Annotated in this window: 18 protein-coding genes and 3 tRNA genes; 14 read left to right on the plus strand and 7 right to left on the minus strand. The window is 73.5% G+C overall.

The genetic code is table 11. The features are described from left to right. Positions 1–150 precede the first annotated feature (150 nt). The 5 genes from OO57_RS09660 (at position 151) to OO57_RS09680 (ending at position 1,455) form a co-directional block, all read left to right on the plus strand. Positions 151–223: transfer RNA gene (locus OO57_RS09660), tRNA-Glu, on the plus strand. A 42-nt stretch (positions 224–265) separates the two neighbouring features. Further along, positions 266–339 (plus strand) — tRNA-Asp (locus tag OO57_RS09665). A 27-nt stretch (positions 340–366) separates the two neighbouring features. After that, a tRNA-Phe gene (locus OO57_RS09670) sits at positions 367–440 on the plus strand. Positions 441–616: 176 nt separating this feature from the next. Beyond that, positions 617–1,033: a prevent-host-death protein gene (locus OO57_RS09675; protein WP_033251938.1), complete on the plus strand. Its 417-nt coding sequence runs from the start codon at positions 617–619 to the stop codon at positions 1,031–1,033. After that, positions 1,030–1,455: a hypothetical protein gene (locus tag OO57_RS09680; RefSeq protein WP_033251939.1), complete on the plus strand. Its 426-nt coding sequence runs from the start codon at positions 1,030–1,032 to the stop codon at positions 1,453–1,455. The genes OO57_RS09675 and OO57_RS09680 overlap by 4 nt, the downstream gene beginning before the upstream one ends. Before the next feature lie 149 nt (positions 1,456–1,604). Here the strand turns inward: OO57_RS09680 and OO57_RS09685 are convergent, their stop codons facing one another. Further along, the gene (locus tag OO57_RS09685; protein ID WP_033251940.1) at positions 1,605–3,011 is read right to left on the minus strand and encodes a hypothetical protein; all 1,407 of its coding nucleotides are present in this window, start codon (positions 3,009–3,011) and stop codon (positions 1,605–1,607) included. A 145-nt stretch (positions 3,012–3,156) separates the two neighbouring features. Beyond that, a complete protein-coding gene (locus OO57_RS09690) occupies positions 3,157–3,930 on the minus strand; it encodes a TetR/AcrR family transcriptional regulator (protein WP_033251941.1) in 774 nt (257 codons plus the stop codon). Between the two features lie 92 nt (positions 3,931–4,022). Between OO57_RS09690 and OO57_RS09695 the strand changes: the two genes are divergently transcribed. Continuing rightward, positions 4,023–4,409: a VOC family protein gene (locus OO57_RS09695; protein ID WP_033251942.1), complete on the plus strand. Its 387-nt coding sequence runs from the start codon at positions 4,023–4,025 to the stop codon at positions 4,407–4,409. A gap of 107 nt (positions 4,410–4,516) precedes the next feature. On the opposite strand, the gene OO57_RS09700 is transcribed toward OO57_RS09695, so the two are convergent. After that, positions 4,517–5,149, minus strand: a complete 633-nt coding sequence (locus tag OO57_RS09700) for a TetR family transcriptional regulator (RefSeq protein ID WP_051777042.1) — start codon at positions 5,147–5,149, stop codon at positions 4,517–4,519. 154 nt (positions 5,150–5,303) lie between these two features. On the opposite strand from OO57_RS09700, the gene OO57_RS09705 reads away from it, so the two are divergent. Both OO57_RS09705 and OO57_RS09710 read left to right on the plus strand, forming a co-directional pair. Next, complete coding sequence (locus OO57_RS09705; protein ID WP_234337287.1) at positions 5,304–5,669, plus strand: hypothetical protein; 366 nt, start codon at positions 5,304–5,306, stop codon at positions 5,667–5,669. A gap of 62 nt (positions 5,670–5,731) precedes the next feature. Further along, positions 5,732–7,615: an N-acetylmuramoyl-L-alanine amidase gene (locus tag OO57_RS09710; protein ID WP_158715070.1), complete on the plus strand. Its 1,884-nt coding sequence runs from the start codon at positions 5,732–5,734 to the stop codon at positions 7,613–7,615. Between the two features lie 44 nt (positions 7,616–7,659). Here OO57_RS09710 and OO57_RS09715 read toward each other — a convergent pair whose 3' ends face one another. After that, positions 7,660–8,691: a glycosyltransferase family 2 protein gene (locus OO57_RS09715; protein ID WP_033251943.1), complete on the minus strand. Its 1,032-nt coding sequence runs from the start codon at positions 8,689–8,691 to the stop codon at positions 7,660–7,662. A gap of 483 nt (positions 8,692–9,174) precedes the next feature. Here OO57_RS09715 and OO57_RS09720 point away from each other — a divergent pair, with 483 nt between their 5' ends. Genes OO57_RS09720 through OO57_RS09735 form a run of 4 tightly spaced genes read left to right on the plus strand, consistent with a single transcriptional unit; the run spans position 9,175 to position 12,089 of the window. Beyond that, positions 9,175–9,612: a helix-turn-helix domain-containing protein gene (locus tag OO57_RS09720; protein WP_063737528.1), complete on the plus strand. Its 438-nt coding sequence runs from the start codon at positions 9,175–9,177 to the stop codon at positions 9,610–9,612. After that, a complete protein-coding gene (locus OO57_RS39260; RefSeq protein WP_158715071.1) occupies positions 9,609–10,184 on the plus strand; it encodes a hypothetical protein in 576 nt (191 codons plus the stop codon). The genes OO57_RS09720 and OO57_RS39260 overlap by 4 nt, the downstream gene beginning before the upstream one ends. Then, positions 10,177–11,409 (plus strand): MAB_1171c family putative transporter, encoded by a 1,233-nt coding sequence (locus OO57_RS09730; protein WP_033251944.1) that lies wholly within the window; start codon positions 10,177–10,179, stop codon positions 11,407–11,409. Before OO57_RS39260 ends, OO57_RS09730 begins: the two co-directional genes overlap by 8 nt. After that, the gene (locus OO57_RS09735; protein WP_051777050.1) at positions 11,406–12,089 is read left to right on the plus strand and encodes a hypothetical protein; all 684 of its coding nucleotides are present in this window, start codon (positions 11,406–11,408) and stop codon (positions 12,087–12,089) included. Before OO57_RS09730 ends, OO57_RS09735 begins: the two co-directional genes overlap by 4 nt. Positions 12,090–12,295: 206 nt before the next feature. Here OO57_RS09735 and OO57_RS09740 read toward each other — a convergent pair whose 3' ends face one another. After that, on the minus strand, positions 12,296–12,730 hold the full coding sequence (locus OO57_RS09740; RefSeq protein ID WP_051777053.1) for a PGPGW domain-containing protein: 435 nt from the start codon (positions 12,728–12,730) through the stop codon (positions 12,296–12,298). A gap of 328 nt (positions 12,731–13,058) precedes the next feature. On the opposite strand from OO57_RS09740, the gene OO57_RS42365 reads away from it, so the two are divergent. Then, complete coding sequence (locus OO57_RS42365; RefSeq protein ID WP_033251947.1) at positions 13,059–13,424, plus strand: alpha/beta fold hydrolase; 366 nt, start codon at positions 13,059–13,061, stop codon at positions 13,422–13,424. Between the two features lie 81 nt (positions 13,425–13,505). Here the strand turns inward: OO57_RS42365 and OO57_RS43710 are convergent, their stop codons facing one another. Then, entirely contained in the window at positions 13,506–14,621 is a 1,116-nt protein-coding gene (locus OO57_RS43710) for a hypothetical protein (protein WP_051777056.1), read from the minus strand. 42 nt (positions 14,622–14,663) lie between these two features. Further along, on the minus strand, positions 14,664–15,008 hold the full coding sequence (locus tag OO57_RS09760) for a hypothetical protein (RefSeq protein ID WP_051777058.1): 345 nt from the start codon (positions 15,006–15,008) through the stop codon (positions 14,664–14,666). 216 nt (positions 15,009–15,224) lie between these two features. Between OO57_RS09760 and hrpA the strand changes: the two genes are divergently transcribed. Then, positions 15,225–19,196: an ATP-dependent RNA helicase HrpA gene (hrpA, locus tag OO57_RS09765; RefSeq protein WP_033251948.1), complete on the plus strand. Its 3,972-nt coding sequence runs from the start codon at positions 15,225–15,227 to the stop codon at positions 19,194–19,196. Positions 19,197–19,288: the final 92 nt, after the last annotated feature.

The raw sequence follows: 19,288 nt of genomic DNA on the forward strand, positions 1-19,288 counted from the left end.
GCCCCTCCCCGTCCCTCCCCGCCCCCGGCCCGACCCGGCGCTCACCGCCGCCGCGCCGACCCCCGGAAACCGTTTTGGCGTTCCCGCCCGGCATCCCATATGCTTCTCGACGTCCCCGAACGCCGGATGATCCGGCCGGAAGGGCCGCAAGCCCTCATCGTCTAGTGGCCCAGGACGCCGCCCTTTCAAGGCGGTAGCACGGGTTCGAATCCCGTTGGGGGTACGCAGTACCGTAGTAAGGTCCTGTGCGGAGCGATCCGCATGAGGTCCCGTGGAGCAGTTGGTTAGCTCGCCACCCTGTCAAGGTGGAGGTCGCGGGTTCAAGTCCCGTCGGGATCGCTCGTCTCGCAAGAGGCGGTGCAGTACGGCCAGGTAGCTCAGTTGGTACGAGCGTCCGCCTGAAAAGCGGAAGGTCGCCGGTTCGACCCCGGCCCTGGCCACATAGCCTGAACAGGCACGATGCCCTCGAAGCAGCTCGCTTCGGGGGCATTTTCGTGTCGTTTGACGCCAGCGGCACGGCGGACGGTCACCGCCCTCCCGCCGGAGCGAGTACTTGACGTACTTGACGTACTTGACAGCGGGACGCGATCCTGGTTCTCGGATGAGGAGGCTCCCAATGACAGCGGTCCACTACGAGAGCTACACCGAAGCCCGCGCACACTTGAAGGATCTGCTGGACGCAGCCGGACAGGGCCGGGTCGCGACCGTGCGCCGGGACACCGGGTACGCGGCGGTAGTCGACGCGGGGCGACTACGCCACGCACTCACGCTGCTGTGCCCGTCCAAGGCCGAGGTGGTCGCCGAGGGCGGCGGCTGGTCGGTGTTCTTCCCCGGCCTCCCGATCGCCGCGGACGGCGGCACGTTCGACGAGGCCATCGACGAAATGATCGACGCGCTCCGCGAGTACGCGGAGGACTGGCAGGACCGACTCCTGAGCGCTCCGAACCACCGTGACAACTGGGGCCTGGTCCAGCTGATCGGTCTCAGTGACGACGCGCAGCTCCGCGACTGGCTGCTCGGAGTCGCGAAGTGACCTGGCCTCAGCCGACCCGCGAACGACACGAGCAGTTCTGCAAGGTTGAAGGCTGGGACCGCGTACGTGACGCCCGCGGCCGCACCGGCACCCATCACATCACCTATGAGTTCGGGCTCCCCGATGGGCGGATCCTGCGTACTCGGGTATCGCATCCGGTCGACCGCACCGCGTACGGCGCGAGCATGTGGGCGCATGTCCTCCGCGATCAGCTCGACGTGACGGAGGATGTCTTCTGGCCGTGCGTCCTGGACGGCCAGCTCCCCGATCGAGGCGCGCCTGAGCCACCACGCGAGGCGCTTCCCGTGGATCTGGTCTTCATGCTGATCAACCGCGTCGGGCTCACCGAGGGCCAGGTCGCCGAGCTGGACAAGGCCCAGGCGATCGCGCGACTCCAGCAGTTCTGGACCGAGGGTCGCTGACTCCGGTTGCCGACTCGCCGCCTGGGTCGCTGTGTCTCTCAGTCGGCGAGTGGTACCTGCACTGGCTGGCCCAGGCCACCCGCGAGGCCCGCGGCCGCTGAGCCCCGCCCGCCCCGGGCGAGGCCGGCGGGGCGGGCAGGGCGGACGGGTCAGCCGACGGTGAAGTAGTAGGAGGTCATGCCCGTCCGGGCGCCGTCCTTGGTGACGCCCTGGACGTCCAGGGCGTACCAGCCGCTCGCGGGCGGGGTCCAGTCGATCTGCGCCTCGCCGCGGGGGCCGGCGGGCACGGTGACGGGCTGGCCCCAGTTGACGGAGTAGGTGTAGCTGACCAGGCCCTTGACCGTCGGGGTGAAGGCGAAGGTGCCGGGCACGCCCGCGCTGCCGCCGGTGCCGTTCTCGGGGTAGGTGGCCGAGGTGACGGTCGGGGCGGAGTCGGCGCCGTCGGCGCGCCACCAGTTCTGCTGGCTGACCCAGCCGTCGGCGCTGGTGGAGGTGACGAGCAGGCTGTCGCCGTCCGGGTCGTCCAGTGCGACCTTGAACTCGGCGATGCCGCTCGCGGAGGTCGGGACGACGGTGTCCGTCCAGTTCCGGCCGAGGTGCCGGACGCTGTAGCTGACCACGGGGCTGGCCGCCTGGAGGCCCGGGTCGGGGGTGATCTTGAAGGTCGCCTCCTTGCCGTACTGCGGCGAGTTGGAGACCTCGGTGACCGTCGGCGCGTTCCGCTTGACGGCGATGTAGTAGGTGGTGGGCCGGGAGGCGTTGAACGACCGGTCCAGGCTCTTCACCTGGAGGACCAGGTAGCCGGTGTCCTGCGGCGGGACGAGCTCGACCGTGGTCGGGCCGCCGAGGGAGTCGGCCCGGGCGAAGTAGGACGGGCTGGTGGTGTACGGGTCGTGGTACGTCGGGATGCCGTGGTCGCCGATCGTCGCGCCGCCCGCGATCGGGAACGTGCCCTCCCAGGTAAACGCGTACCCGGCGACGTCGTCCACGCCGTTGGCGCCGAGGGTGAGTTCGATCGGGGCGCCGCCCTGGTTCACCTGCCCGGAGGGGTAGTTGGACGAGCTGACGGTCGGTTCGGCGTCCGGGAAGGTGTCGTCGGTGACCACGTAGCAGGGCGCCGTCCAGTCCGAGGCGGCGCCGCTGTCCGGGTCCACGGTCCTGGCCTGCCAGGCGTAGGTCTCGCCGTCGCGCAGCGGGGCCCCGTAGCCGCCGAGGGTGGCGACCGCCTCGCTGCCCGCGTAGGCGTAGGGGCGCTCGGCGGTGACGAGCGCCGCGGGGTCGGACAGCGGCCAGGCCCGGTACTGCGCGGTGGCCCACATCGCGCCGGGGTCGGTGTTGCCCGGGATGCCCTCGACGGTGAGGCCGGCCCGCCCGGTGACGTACAGGGGCGCGGCCGGGTCGGTCGAGCAGGCCCGGTAGTCGTTGTACAGGTCGGTCGGCACGAGCGGGGCGCCGGTGGCCGCGTGCGCGGGCGCGACGACGGCGAGCAGCGCGAGGCCGGCGGCTGCGACCGGGGCGAAGGCCGCGCGGGCGCGGGCGGCCGTGGTTCTGTTCACGTGGTGTCCTCCCCTGGGGCCCTGCCGGTGGTGTTCGGGCGAGCACCACCCGGAGGGCGCGGGGAATGCTAGTGGACGCGAACGACCGGCCGCTCGGTTTAAATCGCAGCGGTGACGGGTGGTCACCGGACCGACCGGACAAGACCTAGCGGGACGTCTGCTCGATCAGGGCGGCGAGGCCGTCGAGGACCCGGGGGAGGCCGAACTCGTAGGCGTGGTCGGCGTTGTACGCGCCGCCCTGGGCCTGGCCGGCGGCGGCGCCGACGCGGGTGGCGACGGGATAGCGGGCGGGGTCGAGGACGCGGGCGAGGAGGTCGGCGTTGGCCTCCCACCACTGCTCGTCGTTCATGGCGCTGTCCTGCTGGGCGGCGCGTTCGTCGGCGGCCGTCCGGGCGCAGGTCTGGACGAAGCCGAGCAGGTGGGTGAGGGCGGCGTCGAGGCGGACGTCGTCGAGGCCGGTGCCTTCGAGGGCGCGGAGCTCGTACTCGTACTTGGCCATCAGGCCGGGGCCGAGCGGGGGGCGGGTGGTGGGGACGGCGGCGGTCCAGGGGTGGGCCGCGTAGAGGGCGCGGTTGTCGTCGGCGACGGCGGTGGCGCGGGCGCGCCAGCCCTGGTCGGCGGGGGTGCTGCGGGGCATCGCGGCGTAGAGGGTGTCGAGCATCAGGTCAAGGAGTTCGGCCTTGCCGGGGACGTAGGTGTAGAGGGCCATCGGGGAGAGGCCGAGCTCCTGGGCGACGCGGCGCATGGTGACGGCGTCCAGCCCTTCGGCGTCGGCGGTCCGGATCGCGACGGCGGCGATCTCGGCCGGCGAGTGGGCCTTCCGCGGTCCGCGGCGGCCCGCGGTCGGGGCGAGGGGGACGCCCCAGAGCAGGGCGAGGGTGTGCGCGGGGTCTCCGGCGCTGCTCCGGTTGCTGGCCATGCGCGGGATTCTCCCATGCAGAAATCTCCGTACCATGTATACTGTACGCCGTACAGAGATTCTGGTGCGACACGACCCGGGAGGACCCCGCCTTGAAGATCAACCGCTCCGCCGTGTCCCTGACCGTCGAGGACGTCGCGGCCTCCGCCGCCTTCTTCTCCGAGCACCTCGGCTTCCGGGAGGAGATGTCCGCCGACGGCTTCGTCTCGCTCGGCCACCCGGACGCCGGGATGAACGTGGTGCTGCTGCGCCGCGGCCTGGAGGTGCTGCCGGTCGGCTTCCGCGACCAGCACGCGGCCGGGCTGATCCTGGCCTTCACCGTGGACGACGCGGCCGGCACCGAGGCCCGGCTTAAGGAGGCCGGGGTCGAGATCACCATGCCGCTGCTGGACGAGCCGTGGGGCGAGCGGCTGTTCCAGGTCACCGACCCGAACGGGCTGGTGGTGCAGTTCGTCCAGTGGCTGACCCCCGAGGCCTGACGGGCACGGAGGCCTGACGGGCACGGAGGCCTGACGCACGACGCACGGTGCCCCCGGAGCGCGGTCCGCGAGGTCCGCTCCGGGGGCACCGTGGCATCCGCCGCGCGTCAGGCCTCCGCGCCCGTGCCCGCGCCCCCGCCCGCCGGGAGGGAGTCGGCGACCGCCCGCCGGGCGAACTCCACCAGGTGCGCGCGCAGGTCGGGCCGGGGGCCCGCGCCGAGGATCAGCCGGGACATCTGGGGCACCGCGCTGGGCCAGGCGGCCAGCGCGATCAGGCCGAGCAGGCAGGAGGCGACCTCCGGGGAGACCTCGGTGCCGAAGGTCTCGGCGAGCGCGGCGACCTTGCGCTCGTAGTGGGTGGCCCGGCGCTCCTCGTCGGGCAGGGCCTCGTCGCGGTAGTGCAGGCCCTCCCAGAGCGAGAGCCGGACCAGGACGGGGTTGGCCCGGTGGAAGTCGTAGACCCGGCCGACGTACTCGGCGGGGTCGTCGCCGGGGCGCAGCGGGACGGCTTCGGCGAGTTCGTCCAGGGCCTGGGAGACCACCTGGTCGAAGAGCTTCTGCTTGCTGCCGAAGTAGCCGTAGATGCGCTCCTTGTTGACGCCGGCCAGTTCCGCGATGCGGTCCACGCGGGCGCCCGCGATGCCGTGGGCGGCGAACTCCTCCCGGGCGGCGGCGAGGAGCCGCTGCTTGGTGGTGGCGGCGGTGGCGGTGGCGGTGGCGGCGGCCGGGTCCTGGGTCATGCGGCCAGCGTAGGGCGGAACGGGGCAGCTGCCAACCAACTGGATAGTTGACGTCCAACCAACCAGTTGGATACCTTCGAGCGACCGCACCGCACCGCCCTGCACCACACCGCACCCGCCCGCCCGACCGCCCCGACCGAACAGGACGTGCCCCGTGTCGATCGCCGCCCCCGAAGCCACCGCATCCGCCACCACCCCCGCCACCGCGTCCGCCGCCGCGCCGCCCGCCGCCCCCTCCGTGCACGTCCGCGCCCTGCTCACCTGGCTGGCCGTCTACCCGGCGATCACGCTGGCCCAGGTCCTGCTCGGCCCCCCGCTGGCGGGGCTGGCCGTGCCGCTGCGGGTGCTGGTGCTCACGGCGCTGGTCGTCCCGACCGCGGTCTACCTGCTGGTCCCGGGGCTGCTGCGGGCCCGGGCGGCACTGCTGCGTCCGCGCCGCCGGGGGCCGTCGGCGGAGCGGGTGGACGGCCACCCTTCCGGACGCGGGTCGCAGCCCCGCCCGGCCGGGCCCGGCCGGTAGCGTCGCGACCGCCCGAGGACGTCCGCGGGCGCGCCCACGAGCAGGAGGACCCGGTGTTCCGGATGCCCCGAGCCGCTGCCGCGGCCGCCGCGACGGCCCTGGTCGCCACCGTGCTGGGGGCGGCTCCGGCCGCCACCGCCGGTGCCCCGGCCGCCACCGCCGACACCCCGGACGGCGATCGACTGCAACGCCAATTCGCCTCCGCCGCAGCCGAGTTCGGCGTACCGGAGGACCTCCTGCTGGCGCTGGCCTACCAGCAGACCCGGTGGGAGTCGCACGGCGGCGCGCCCAGCACCACCGGCAACTACGGAGTGGCCGGGCTGACCCGGGTCGACCCGGCCGCCGTCCCGGCCGGTGCGGACGGCCCGCAGTTGCACACGCTGGACGCCGCCGCCGCGCTGGTCGGCCGCCCCGCCGGGGAGCTGGCGGCCGACCCGGCGCAGAACCTGCGCGGCGCCGCCGCGCTGCTGGCGCACTACCAGCGGGAGGCCGGCCGGGCGCCGGACGGCGACCCGGGCGCCTGGTACCCGGCGGTGGCCCGGTTCGGCGGGAACGCGCGCAGCCCGTTCGCCGACCGGGTGTTCGCGACCCTGCGCACCGGCGCCGAACGCACCACCGCCGACGGCCGCCACGTCCGCCTCGCCGCCTCCCCCGCCCTGCGCGTCGACCGGCCGGCCGAACCGCCCGCCGACACCACCGACACCGCCGAGCCCCGGGGCGCCGCGGCCGTCGCCGACTGCCCGGCCGGGCTGGACTGCGACTTCCGCCCGGCCGCGTACGCGCTGACCGACCCGAAGGACCCGACCTCGTACGGCAATTACACCGAGGCGAACCGTCCGGCCGACGGCCAGCGGATCCAGTACGTCGTGCTGCACGACACCGAGGGCGGCTACGACGGCTCGCTCGCCACCTTCCGCAACCCGAGCAGCCAGGCCAGCGCGCACTACCTGGTGCGCTCCTCGGACGGGCACGTGACGCAGCTGGTGGACAACGGGGACGTGGCCTGGCACGCCGGGAACAAGACCTTCAACATGCACGGCATCGGGATCGAGCACGAGGGCTACGCCTTCCCGAAGGACCGGCCGACCTGGTACTCGGAGCAGCTGTACCAGTCCTCCGCCGCGCTGGTGCGGCACCTGGCGGCGCGCTACGGCGTCCCGCTGGACCGGGAGCACGTCCTCGGGCACGACGACGTGCCGGGGCCGGTGCAGGCGAACGTCGCCGGGATGCACTGGGACCCGGGCACCTTCTGGGACTGGGCGCACTACCTGGAGCTGCTGGGCGCCCCGCTGCCCGGCCCGAGCGGGCCGCCCGCGGTCGGCGAGACGGTCGTGGTCTCCCCCGCGTTCGACACCAACCGCCCCCCGGTGAACGGAACTTCGGACCGTCCGGAGAACTTCGTCTACCTGCGCACCGGCCCGTCCCCGGACGCCCCGCTGCTGAACGGCGGCACCCGGGACGCCTCCGACTGGCGGGACAAGGCCGTCACCGGCGCCCGGTACGTGGTCGCGGAGGTCGCGGGCGACTGGACGGCGATCTGGTACGACGGGCAGAAGGCCTGGTTCGCGAACCCGGGCGGATCCGCCGCCGTCCGCGACACCCGCCCCGGCCGGACGGTGCTCACCCCGCGGCCCGGCGCGGCCGCGATCCCGGTGTACGGCCGCGCCTACCCGGAGGCCGCCGCGTACCGGGGCCACCCGTCGATCCCGGTGCAGCAGGTGGTGCCACTGTCGGCGACCGTCCCGGCCGGGCAGGCGTACCCGGCCGCGGACGCCGAGCCGGTGCGGGGCGACTTCTACTACGCGCGGAACATCGGCGGCGACGCGCCGGAGGACCGCACCCTGGTGGTCGGCTGCGACGCGTACTACCCGGTCCGCTACAACCACCGGCTGGCGTACCTCAAGTCGACCGACGTGCAGGGCGGTTCGGCGAAGCCGGTCTGCTGACGGGCGGACGGGCGGACGGACGGGCGGACGGACAGGCGGCCCGGTCACTTCCGGCGCAGCGCCTTGCGGGTGTTGCGCACCCGCCGGTGCAGCCGCTGGACGTTCGCCAGGGTGTGCACCCGGCCGGCGACGGTCAGCCGGTACTTGAGGCGCAGGAACGGCGGCAGCGCGTCGATCCGGTCGTCCCCTATCGCGCTGACCAGCCGGGTGACGTGCCGGTGGTAGGCGTAGCGGTAGGCGCGGTCGCCGTCGGGGACGGTCCAGAAGAACATCGGGACCTCCTCGACCAGGGTGTTGTGGTCGTAGGCCCGCAGGTGCTCGCGGAAGACCGGCTCGGGGCGGTCGAGCAGCCAGCCGCGGACGAGTTCGATGGAGCGGATCCGGTCGGCCAGGCCGCGCGGGTCGGTGCGGCGCTGGGTGATCGAGCGGTCGCCGTCCTCGCGGACCCGCCAGTGGTAGACCGGCTCGGACAGCACGTCGACGCTCTTCGCCAGGAAGTGGTGCGGGACGCTGACCGGGGCGTCCTCGTAGAGCATGCCCTCGGGGTAGTCCAGTCCGGCGGCGTCGTAGAAGGAGCGCCGGTAGACCTTGTTCCAGGCGGTGCGGTCGGTGACCAGCGAGGGCAGTTCGCTGACGTGGGTGCGCAGCCGGGTCTCGGCGAACGGGCGCTGGTGCACGTACGAGGGCCCCAGGCCGGTCGAGCGCAGCCGCAGCACGTTGCCGGTGGCGAAGTCGGAGCCGGTGCCGTCCAGGGTGTCGACCATCAGCCGGTAGGCGTGCGGCGGCACGACGTCGTCGCTGTCGACGAAGGCCAGGTACTCGGTGCCCGGGTCGAGGTGGCGCACTCCGGCGTTGCGGGCCGCGCCGAGGCCCTGGTTGCGCTGCCGGACCAGCCGGAACCGCGGGTCGCGCGCGGCGTACTCCTCGGCGACGGCGGCGCTGGCGTCGGTGGAGCCGTCGTCGACCATGACGCACTCCAGGTCGGCGAACGCCTGGGCGGCGATCGAGTCCAGGCAGGCGGCGAGGTAGCGCTCGACGTTGTACACCGGGACGACGACGGAGAGACGGGGTGCCATCGGCTGCGCGGCCTTTCGGGCTGGGCGCCCGGAATGGCTGGCGGAAGTGCCGCCGGGCGGGGACGCGCGCAGCGTATCCGGGCCGAACCACCTTGCGGGGAACGCCGGATGAAGCAGAGGTAGCGGAATTCCGTACTCCGGATCCACGGCGGACGGACGGAGGAGATCCGAGGAAACCCGAGGAGGCCCGCGGCGGGCGGAGTGCGGGCGGAGTGCGGGCGCGGGCGGAGTGCGGGCGCGGGCGCGGGCGCGGGAACAACCGAGCGCCGCTGCCCACCCCCGTGGGGCAACGGCGCCCGAGCATCCGGATGCCGATCCTGCCGACCTGGTCCACGGCGTGTCAACTATCGTGGATTCCCCGCTGCCGCCCGCACCCCGCGAATGACCGATCCCCACGTTTTCCGCACGGTTTCACCAACGATCGTGCAGAAGGGGACGGACGGGGGATACGCCCGGGGGTACGGAGCCTCTATGATCCGGCACATGCCCCAGGACACCCCCCGTGCCGGAGCCCCGGACTTCGCCAGCCGCTTCCGGCGCCTGATAGCGGTGATCTACCCCAAGGACCTCGGCCGTCCCTGGCGGGACAGCGAGATCGCCGAAGGCACCGGGCTGAGCGGCACCTACATCGGCAACCTGCGCAAGGGCACCCAGAAACCGAGCCTGGAGAACGCCGTCCGGATCGCGAAGTTCTTCGGCGTCCCGCTCGACTACTTCTCCGATTCGGAGACCGCCCGCGCGGTGGAGCAGGACCTGCGCAAGATCGAGGCGCTGCGGGACGCCCGGGTCGAGCGGATCGCGATGCGCGCGGCCGGGCTGCCCCCCGAGATGCAGGACGCCGCACTCACTATTGTGGAGCAGTTGCGGCGGGCCGTGGGCCTGACCGACGGGCAGCCGGACGAGGCCGGCCCGGCGACGTGACGGAGCGTCAGCAGGTGCCGCTGGGGAACTGGCGGCTGCCGGAGGAGGTCGACGTGCGCGGTGTGGGCAGCGGACTGGGGCGGACCCGGCGCCGGATGCGGGGAGTCGCGCGCGACCTGCGCCTGCCGCCCCTGAGCACCGTCGAGGAGCTCTGCGACGCGGTCTCCGCCCACCTGGGCCGGACCATCCGGATCGCCCCGCGCCGGATGCGGGTCGGCGAACCCTCCGGCTTCGTCGAACGGCTCCCCGCCGAGGACGTCGTCCACGTCGAGGAGGAGACCTCCGGCCTGCACCGGGCGCACATCGTCTGCCACGAGCTGGCCCACCTGCTCTGCGGCCACCTGCCCGTGCCCGCACCGCACGAACCGGACGCCGCACGGGTCGAACTGCCCACCATCGACCCGGAGATGGTCCGGCTGGTGCTCGGCCGCTCGCACTACGACGACGCCGCCGAGGAGGAGGCCGAGGTGCTCGGCGCCGAACTGATGCGCGTCCTGGTGCTCGCCCCCGGCGCCGGCACCACCTCGCAGCTCGCCCCCGCGCTGGAGCACCGCAAGGGACAGCATGTCTGAACTGCCGTACGACCTGGTCTACCTGGGCATCGGCGGCGCCGCCTGGCTGGTCGCCGCGCTGAAGCTGCGGGCCTGGCGGCGCGACCCGTCCTTCGGGCTGCTGGTGGTCGCCCTGGCGATCGCCTCCCCCGCCACCGCCTTCCTGCTCGCCTCCCCCGTGCTGTACCGGGCGATCGGGCACCTCACCGGCGTCGGCAACCTCGCCACCCTGTTCGTCTACCTCGGCATCGTCGGCTTCTCCGCGGCCGCCGTGGTCCTGGCCCTGGTCTGGACCCCGCCCGAGGAGCGCACCGGCAGCCGGGTCTGGGCCCCGCTGGACGAGCGGCTGCGGCAGCGGGTGCGCCGCCGCACCGCCGTCTTCGCCGCCCTCGTCCCCGTGCTGGCCGCCCTGTTCCTGGTCGGCGGCCCCTACCGGCCCGAGACCCCGCTCACCTTCGACACCACCTTCGCCCCGCGCACCGCCACCGCCCTGTTCCTCGCCCTCTACCAGGGCCTGTTCGCCTACGCGCTGGTCGACATCGGCCGGGTCTGCCTCGGCCACGCCGCCCGCCTCCCGCTCGGCCCGCTGCGCCGCGGCATCCGGCTGATCGCCCTCGGCGCGCTCACCGCCTGCGGCTACGTCCTGTGCAAGATCGCCGCGATCACGCTCGCCCACGCGGGCGTCGACGGCGCCGAGTGGCTCAGCACCGCCCTCGGCCCGGCCTTCGCCGCCCTCGGCGCGATCGGCATCACCTGCGGCTTCGCCGGGCCCGCCGCGGCCGCCTGGGCCGCCCGCCGCCGCGACTTCCGCGCCCTGCGCCCGCTCTGGGACCTCGTCTACCGGGCCGACCGCCGCCTCGCCCTGGAGGGCCCGCCCTCCCCCGCCTGGCGCGAGCGCCTCGCCCTGCGCGACCTCGAGTGGCGCACCACCCGGCGCGGGCTGGAGATCCGCGACGGCCAGCTGACCCTCCGTCCGTTCGTCGACCCCGGCGCCGTCCACGCCGCGCAGCGCCTGGCCGGGCGCGCCTCGCTCGCCCCCACCCACCGCGACGCCCTGGTGGTCGCCGCCGCGATGCGCTCCGCCGTCGCCGCCCTCGCCACCGGGGCCGTCCCCCGGCCGCGCGAGGAGCAGCCCGCCCTGCCCGGCCTGGACACCGCGCCCGACGAGGAGCGCGGCCACCTCGTCCTGGTCGCCGCCTACCTGCGCTCCCCGCTGCTGGACCGCGCGCTGGAACCCCGCACGTGAGCCCTCCGCCGCCGCCCCCGCGGGACGCCTTCGCCGCCCTCGTCCTGCACCGGCGCCCGCAGCGCGCCCGGGTCGGCCTGACGCTCGGCTTCGTCCGCACCTTCGCCGTCCCCGAGATCGCCGAAGTCCTCTCCGGCACCGGCAAGTTGGCGTCCGCGCCGAAGGCCCGGGCGAAAGCCACCGGCGCCATGATGTTCGCCCTGATCGGCCACGGCGTCGACAGCCCCGCCGGACGCGGGATCGTCGCCGAACTCGCCGCGATGCACCGACTCCCGGGCGTGGACGAGGAGTTGATGCGCTACGTGCTGGCCTGCTTCACCGTCTGCCCGGCCGAGCACGCCGCCGCCACCCCCGCCGAACGCGGAGCGGCCGCCGCCTTCGCCGCCGCACTCGCCGCGGCCCTCCGGCTCCCGCCGCTCCCCGGGCCCACCCTGGCCGAGACCGCCGTCTGGATGCGGGAGTTCGAAACCGCCAGGTTCGCCCCCAGCGAGGCCGGGCACCGACTCTGGCGGGCCGTCGCCCCGCTCTTCGCCGCCCGCCTCCCTGGCCCGCTCGCCCGCCACGCCCCCGCCTTCGGCGCCGCCCTCCTCGACCCCCCGTTGCGCACCGCCCTCGCCCTCCCCCGCCCCGCCCTGCCGCTGCGCGCCGCGGCCCGCCTCGCCTTCCACCTCACCCGCTGAAGAGGCCCGTCAGGGGTCGGGGAACGGCGGGTCCGAGCTGCTGGCGGCCGGAGCCCATCGGCGTGTCCGTGCTGCTCCGGGCCGTGTGAACAGAACCCGGAGCAACGGCGCGCAACAGCAGTGAACCGTCAGCAGACCCGGGCCCGCCGTTCCCCGTGCCCGCCGTTCCCCGGGCCCGCCGTTCCCCGGGCCCCTGAACGCGCGCCCTACCGGGCGCCGTGCACCCGGCGGTGGCTCCAGAGCAGCAGCCCGAGCAGGATCAGCCCGGAGAGCACCAGGCTCGCCCCGGTGGGCCAGCCCGCGAACGGCAGGGCGGGGAAGAGCACCGCGACCACGCCCGCACCGATCAGGCCGAGTCCGGCGAGGACGGAGCCCGCGATCCGCCAGCCCGAGGCGACGCTCGCCTCGACGCCCTGCATGGCCTTGGCCCGTACCGGTTCCACGAAGCGGGCGAAGGCCGGCACCGCGCGGGCGACGAGGACCAGGCCCGCCAGCAGGAGGAGCATGCCGGGGCCGGGCAGGATCAGCAGCACCACGCCCAGCGCGATGAGAGCCGTCCCGGCCACGCCGAAGGCCACCCGGGCCACCGGATGGACCGACGTGGGGTCCGCTTTGTACCCGGGACGCTGCTGCTCGCTCATCAGCCCACCCTAACCGGACGGCCCGCGGTTCCCGGCGTACCCGGCCCCACCGCTCCCACCGGCGCCCCCGCCCCCGCCCCCGCCCCCGCCGCGGCCCCGGCCGACGTCCTGGTCATGGTGCACGGCACCGGCTCGGGCGCCGAGGGCGCCTCCGGCCACCTGGTCGAGCACTTCAGCGCCGACCGCAAGGGCGTCCTGCCGGGCTTCGCGGGCTGCGGCGAGTCCGTCGACGACGGCGGCGGGCTGACGCCCGAGCTGACGCCCGAACTGCTCGCGGAGCAGATCGTCGCCGTGATCGAGGCCGAGGGGGGGCGAGCCGGTCGACCTGGTGGGCTCCTCGCCGGGCGCGGTGGTCGCCGCCACCATAGCCGCGCACCGCCCCGACCTGGTGCGCCGACTGGTCCCGACCGCGGGCCGGGCCCGGCCCGACCCCCCGTACCCGACCACCCGCATGACCACCCGCATGACCACCTGGGCCGGGCTCGCCGACGACCTGCGCCCGCTGCTGCCGCGGGTCACCGCCGAGACCCCGGTGACCGGCTGCACCAAGGACGGCACCGTCCGCTTCGCCCTCACCCGCGAGCTCGCCGACGCCGTCCCCGGCGCCCGCTTCGAGGCCCTGGAGAGCGGCCACGTGGTGGTCCACGAGCAGCCCGGGGCCTTCGTGGCGCTGGTCGCCGGGTTCACCGCCTGACCGCGGCCCGGCCGCCGCAACGGCCGGGGCGCTCCCCCGCAACCACCGGGGGAGCGCCCTGACGCTTGTTCACCTACCGGGTCACATGCCGTTCTTGCGGATCGGGGTGTACTCGGCCAGCTTGGACATCGGCACCTCGTGCGAGATGCAGCCCTGGCTTCCGGAGTCCTCCAGGATGATCGCCTTGGTGTGCGCGGCGTCCGCCCAGCCGCCGAACAGCACCACGTGCTGCTCGCTGCGGTTGTCGACCACCAGCGCATCGCCGGGCTGGAGGTCCTTGCGGGCGATGTGGTGGGCGATGCCGGACGCCTCGCTGATCAGCGGCCCGGTGGTGGTGCCGGGGCCGGACAGGCCCCAGGCGGCGGAGACGAAGCCGGAGCAGTCGACCCGGTAGCCGTTGGTGACGGCGCCCTGGCTGTAGCCGAGCTTGCGCTCGACCCGCTCCATCGCCCGCTCCACCATGGCCCGGCGCTCGTCCGACACCCCGTCCAGCTTGGGCCGGGCGAGCACGCCGCGGCCCTCGCCGTTGCGCGGGTGCCGGTGGTCGGACCAGGCGTCCCAGCTGTTGCCGTTGACGATCTTGGTCTTCCAGTCGCCGGTCGAGCGGTCCTTCAGCTTGGGGCCGTCGTGCTTGCCGCCCGGGCCGCTGATGACGCCCGTCCCGTCGTTGCCGCTGGTGTCGGTGCCGCCGGTGTGCGGCGAGGACGGCTGCCCGGCGTGGCCCCCGCCACCGCCGCCACCGCCGCCGGTGCCGCCGCCACCGCCCCTGCCGCCGCCCACGCCGTCGATGCCGGTGCCGGGCGACTTGGGGGAGGCGGGCTTGGCCTGCTCGTCGTGCTTGCGCTTGAGGTCCTCGGCGATCTTCCGCTCGACCGCCTCGTAGTCGGCGATCAGCTTCTTGATCTTCGCCGCGTCCTCGCCCAGCTCCTTGGTGAGCTTCTCCTTGGTCCTGGCCAGCGCCTCGGCCCGGGCGTTGATCTCGTGGACGTCCCGGGTGACCTCGGCGAGGATCTTCCCCGCGCCGAGGACGCCCATGATCCAGCCCGAGAACACGTCGGTCGCCGCCGCCTTGGCGACAGTTGCCTTGATGTGCCCGAGCTTGCCGGACATCTCTTCCATCCGCTGGTTGACCTGCTCGAAGTCCCGCTGGATCTTCAGCAGTTCACCCGGCTGGAAGCCGAACTGGTTCCCCGCCATCGCGGTGTTCCCCCTCTTTCTCGTCACCCCGACCGGGAGGTGCTACAGGACGTTGGCGAGCTGCTTGACGGAGTCGCCGAGCTGCCCGAGCTCGTCCGCGACGCCGTTCAGCTCGCGCACCCGGCCCTGCGCGTGCGCGATGAACGCGTCCGCGGCCGCGCCGTGCCAGGTCAGGCTGCCGAGCAGGCCGTTGACCTCGCGGCCGAGGCCGTCGACCTGCTTGCCGAGCTCGGCCAGCTCCTGGGCGATCTTGTTCAGCTCGGCGTCGGCGTCGCCGAACATCTTGCCGAGCGCCCAGTGCGCGATCTCGGCCGGAGCCATGACGATGTCCTCGGCGACCTTCGCCACGTCACCGACGAGGTGCTTGACGTCTCCGATCAGGTCCACGACCCGTCCCCCTGTTTCCCCGTGCGACTCTTCCCCGAAAGCCTGTTCCCCCCAGGCTAGTCAGTACCCGGCCCGGGCGAAACGGTCGGGTACCCGGTCGATTCCGCGCGGCGGGCCCGGCGGCGGCTGTTCGCGGTCGGCCCGCCGTGCCTGTGACACTGGACGTGCTCGAAAACCGAGGTGCGCCCCGGCCCCCACTTTTTGCAACCTAGAGGGATGCCCGCAGTGAGTTCTCCCGTAGCCCAGCAGCCCGCCCCCACGTTCGCGGAGCTGGCCGCCCGGCTGCCCGGCGTGATGCTGCGCGACGCGCAGCGGCTCGGCCGCCGCCTGGAGGGCACCCGCAAGGTCAGGTCGGCCGAGGGCCGGCAGAAGGTGCTGACCGAGCTGGCGTCCGACTTCGACCGCTCCGAGGCCCGGGTGGCCTCCCGCCGGGCGGCCGTGCCGGTGATCAGGTACCCGCAGGAGCTGCCGGTCGCGCAGAAGAAGGACGAGATCCTGGCCGCCGTCCGCGACCACCAGGTGGTGATCGTGGCGGGCGAGACCGGCTCCGGCAAGACCACCCAGATCCCGAAGATCTGCCTGGAGCTGGGCCGCGGCGTCCAGGGCCTGATCGGCCACACCCAGCCGCGCCGGATCGCCGCCCGCACGGTCGCCGAGCGGGTCGCCGAGGAGCTGGCCACCCCGCTGGGCGAGGCGGTCGGCTGGAAGGTCCGGTTCACCGACCAGGCGGGCCAGGACACCCTGGTGAAGCTGATGACGGACGGCATCCTGCTGGCCGAGATCCAGACCGACCGGGACCTGCGCCAGTACGACACCCTGATCATCGACGAGGCGCACGAGCGCAGCCTGAACATCGACTTCCTGCTCGGCTACCTCAAGCAGCTGCTGCCCCGCCGCCCCGACCTCAAGGTCGTCATCACCTCCGCGACCATCGACCCGGAGCGCTTCGCCGCGCACTTCGACGACGCCCCGATCATCGAGGTCTCCGGCCGCACCTACCCCGTCGAGGTCCGCTACCGCCCGCTCGTCGAGGACGGGGACCCGGAGGAGGACGACAACGACCGGGACCGCGACCGGGACCAGATCCAGGGCATCTGCGACGCCGTCGAGGAGCTCCAGGCCGAAGGGCCGGGCGACATCCTGGTGTTCCTCTCCGGCGAGCGCGAGATCCGCGACACCGCCGACGCGCTGACCAAGCTGAAACTGAGGTCCACCGAGGTCCTGCCGCTGTACGCCCGGCTCTCCTCGGCCGAGCAGCACCGGGTGTTCCAGCGCTCCTCGCAGCGCCGGGTGGTGCTGGCCACCAACGTCGCCGAGACCTCGCTGACCGTCCCCGGCATCAAGTACGTGATCGACCCGGGCACCGCCCGGATCTCCCGCTACAGCCACCGCACCAAGGTGCAGCGCCTGCCGATCGAGGCGGTCAGCCAGGCCAGCGCCAACCAGCGCAAGGGCCGCTGCGGCCGCACCTCGGACGGCATCTGCATCCGGCTGTACTCGGAGGAGGACTTCCTCTCCCGCCCCGAGTTCACCGACGCCGAGATCCTGCGCACCAACCTGGCCTCGGTGATCCTCCAGATGACGGCGGCGGGCCTGGGCGACATCGCCGCCTTCCCGTTCCTCGACCCGCCGGACTCCCGGAACATCAAGGACGGCGTCAACCTGCTGCACGAGCTGGGCGCCCTCGACCCGGACGAGAAGGACCACCGCAAGCGGCTGACCGAGCTGGGCCGCAAGCTCGCCCAGCTCCCGGTCGACCCGCGGATGGCCCGGATGGTGCTGGAGGCCGACCGCCTCGGCTGCGTCCGCGACGTGATGGTGATCGCCGCCGCGCTCTCCATCCAGGACCCGCGCGAGCGCCCCGCCGAGAAGCGCCAGGCCGCCGACGAGCGGCACCGCCGCTTCCAGTCGGAGACCTCCGACTTCCTGTCCTACCTGTCGATCTGGCGCTACGTGCGGGAGCAGCAGAAGGAGCTGTCCTCCTCGGCGTTCCGCCGGATGTGCAAGTCCGAGTTCCTCAACTACCTGCGGATACGGGAGTGGCAGGACGTCTACGTCCAGCTGCGCACCATCGCCAAGCAGCTCGGCGTCACCATCGACGAGCCGAACGACGACGCGGAGCCGGACGCGGACCGGATCCACCAGGCGCTGCTGTCCGGCCTGCTCTCCCACCTGGGCCTGTTCGACGTGGAGAAGCGCGAGTACGCGGGCGCCCGCGGGGCCCGGTTCGCGGTGTTCCCGGGCTCGGGGCTGTTCAAGAAGCCGCCGCGCTGGGTGATGTCGGCCGAGCTGGTGGAGACCTCCCGGCTGTGGGCGCGGATCAACGCGAAGATCGAGCCGGAGTGGGTGGAGCCGCTGGCGGCGCACCTGATCAAGCGCACGTACAGCGAGCCGCACTGGGAGAAGAAGGCCGGCGCGGTGCTGGCGTACGAGCGGGTGACGCTGTACGGGCTGCCGATCGTCGCGCAGCGCAAGGTCAACTACGGCCGGATCGACCCGGAGCTGTGCCGGGAGCTGTTCATCCGCACCGCGCTGGTGGAGGGCGACTGGGAGACCCACCACCGGTTCTTCGCGGAGAACCGCAAGCTGCTCGACGAGGTCGAGGAGCTGGAGAACCGGGCCCGCCGCCGGGACATCCTGGTGGACGACCAGACCCTGTTCGACTTCTACGACGCCCGGCTGCCCGAGGACGTGGTCTCCGGGCGGCACTTCGACGCCTGGTGGAAGAAGGCCCGCCGCGAGCAGCCCGACCTGCTCAACTTCGAGAAGTCGATGCTGATCAACGACTCGGCGGACGGCGTCACCGAGGCCGACTACCCGGACTTCTGGCAGCAGGGCAAGCTGCGCTTCCCGCTGACGTACCAGTTCGAGCCGGGCAGCGACGCGGACGGCGTGACGGTGCACATCCCGCTGGCGGTGCTGAACCAGGTGGTGTCGGAGGGCTTCGACTGGCAGATCCCGGGCCTGCGCGCCGAGTTGGTGACGGCCTGGATCCGCTCGCTGCCGAAGGCGGTGCGCCGCAACTTCGTCCCGGCGCCGGACTACGCCCGGGCGGCGATGCGCGAGCTGACCGACCGGCAGGAGCCCCTGCTGCCGACGCTGGAGCGGGTGCTGCACCGGATGTCGGGCCTGCCGATCCCGCCGGAGGCCTGGGACGAGGAGCGGATCCCGGACCACCTGAAGGTGACCTTCCGGGTGGTGGACGGCAAGCGGAAGCTCGCCGAGTCCAAGGACCTGGAGGAGCTGCGCCTGAAGCTCCAGCCGAAGCTGTCCGCGACGCTGTCCAGCGCCGCGTCCGGCCGCGGCATCGAGCGCACCGGCCTGACCGCCTGGCCGGACGACCTGCCGGTCCTGCAGCGCACCTTCGAGCAGCGCTCCAAGGGGCACTCGCTGCGCGCCTACCCGGCGCTGGTGGACGAGGGCGCGACGGTCGGCATCAAGCTGTTCGACACCCCGGAGGCCCAGCAGCGGGCGATGTGGGCGGGCACCCGCCGCCTGCTGATGCTGCGGGTCAACTCCCCGGCCAAGTCGATCCAGGGCCGGCTGGGCAACCAGGCCAAGCTCGCCCTGTCGTACAACCCGCACGGCTCGGTCCCGGCCCTGTTCGAGGACGTGGTGGCGGCGGCGACCGACCGCCTGATGACGCTGAACGGCGGGGTGGCCTGGGACGCGGAGGCGTTCGGCGCGCTGTACGACAAGGTCCGGGCGGACCTGTACGAGCTGTCGGCGGACACCACGCTGAAGACGGCCTCGGCGCTGATCGCCTTCCACAAGGCGTCGACCCGCCTGAAGTCGGTCTCCAGCCCGGTGCTGCTGTCCGCGGTGAACGACGTGCGGCTGCACCTGGCCTCGCTGGTGCACCCGGGCTTCGTGGCCGACACCGGCTGGTCGCGCCTGGGCGACCTGAAGCGCTACCTGCTGGCGGTGGACCGCCGCCTGGAGGCGCTGCCCAACCACCCGCAGCGCGACCTGCAGAACCTGCTGAAGGTGCAGGCGGTGCAGCAGGCGTACGGGGAGCTGCTGGCGAAGGTCCCGGCGGGCCGGGAGCCGTCGCCGGAGGTGCGGGCGGTGCGCTGGATGATCGAGGAGCTGCGGGTGAGCTTCTTCGCGCAGGGGCTGGGCACGCCGAGCCCGGTGTCGGAGAAGCGGATCCTCAAGGCGATGGAGGCCGCGGCGGCCACCCTCTGACGGCCTGGTCGGACCGGTTCCGGGGTGCTCCGGAGCCGGTTCGACCTGGGGGGTCGCGATGCAGTACAGTCTGTCTTGTCCGCAGGCGAGAG

This window comes from Kitasatospora phosalacinea, assembly GCF_000717185.1.
GTDB lineage: Bacteria > Actinomycetota > Actinomycetes > Streptomycetales > Streptomycetaceae > Kitasatospora > Kitasatospora phosalacinea_A.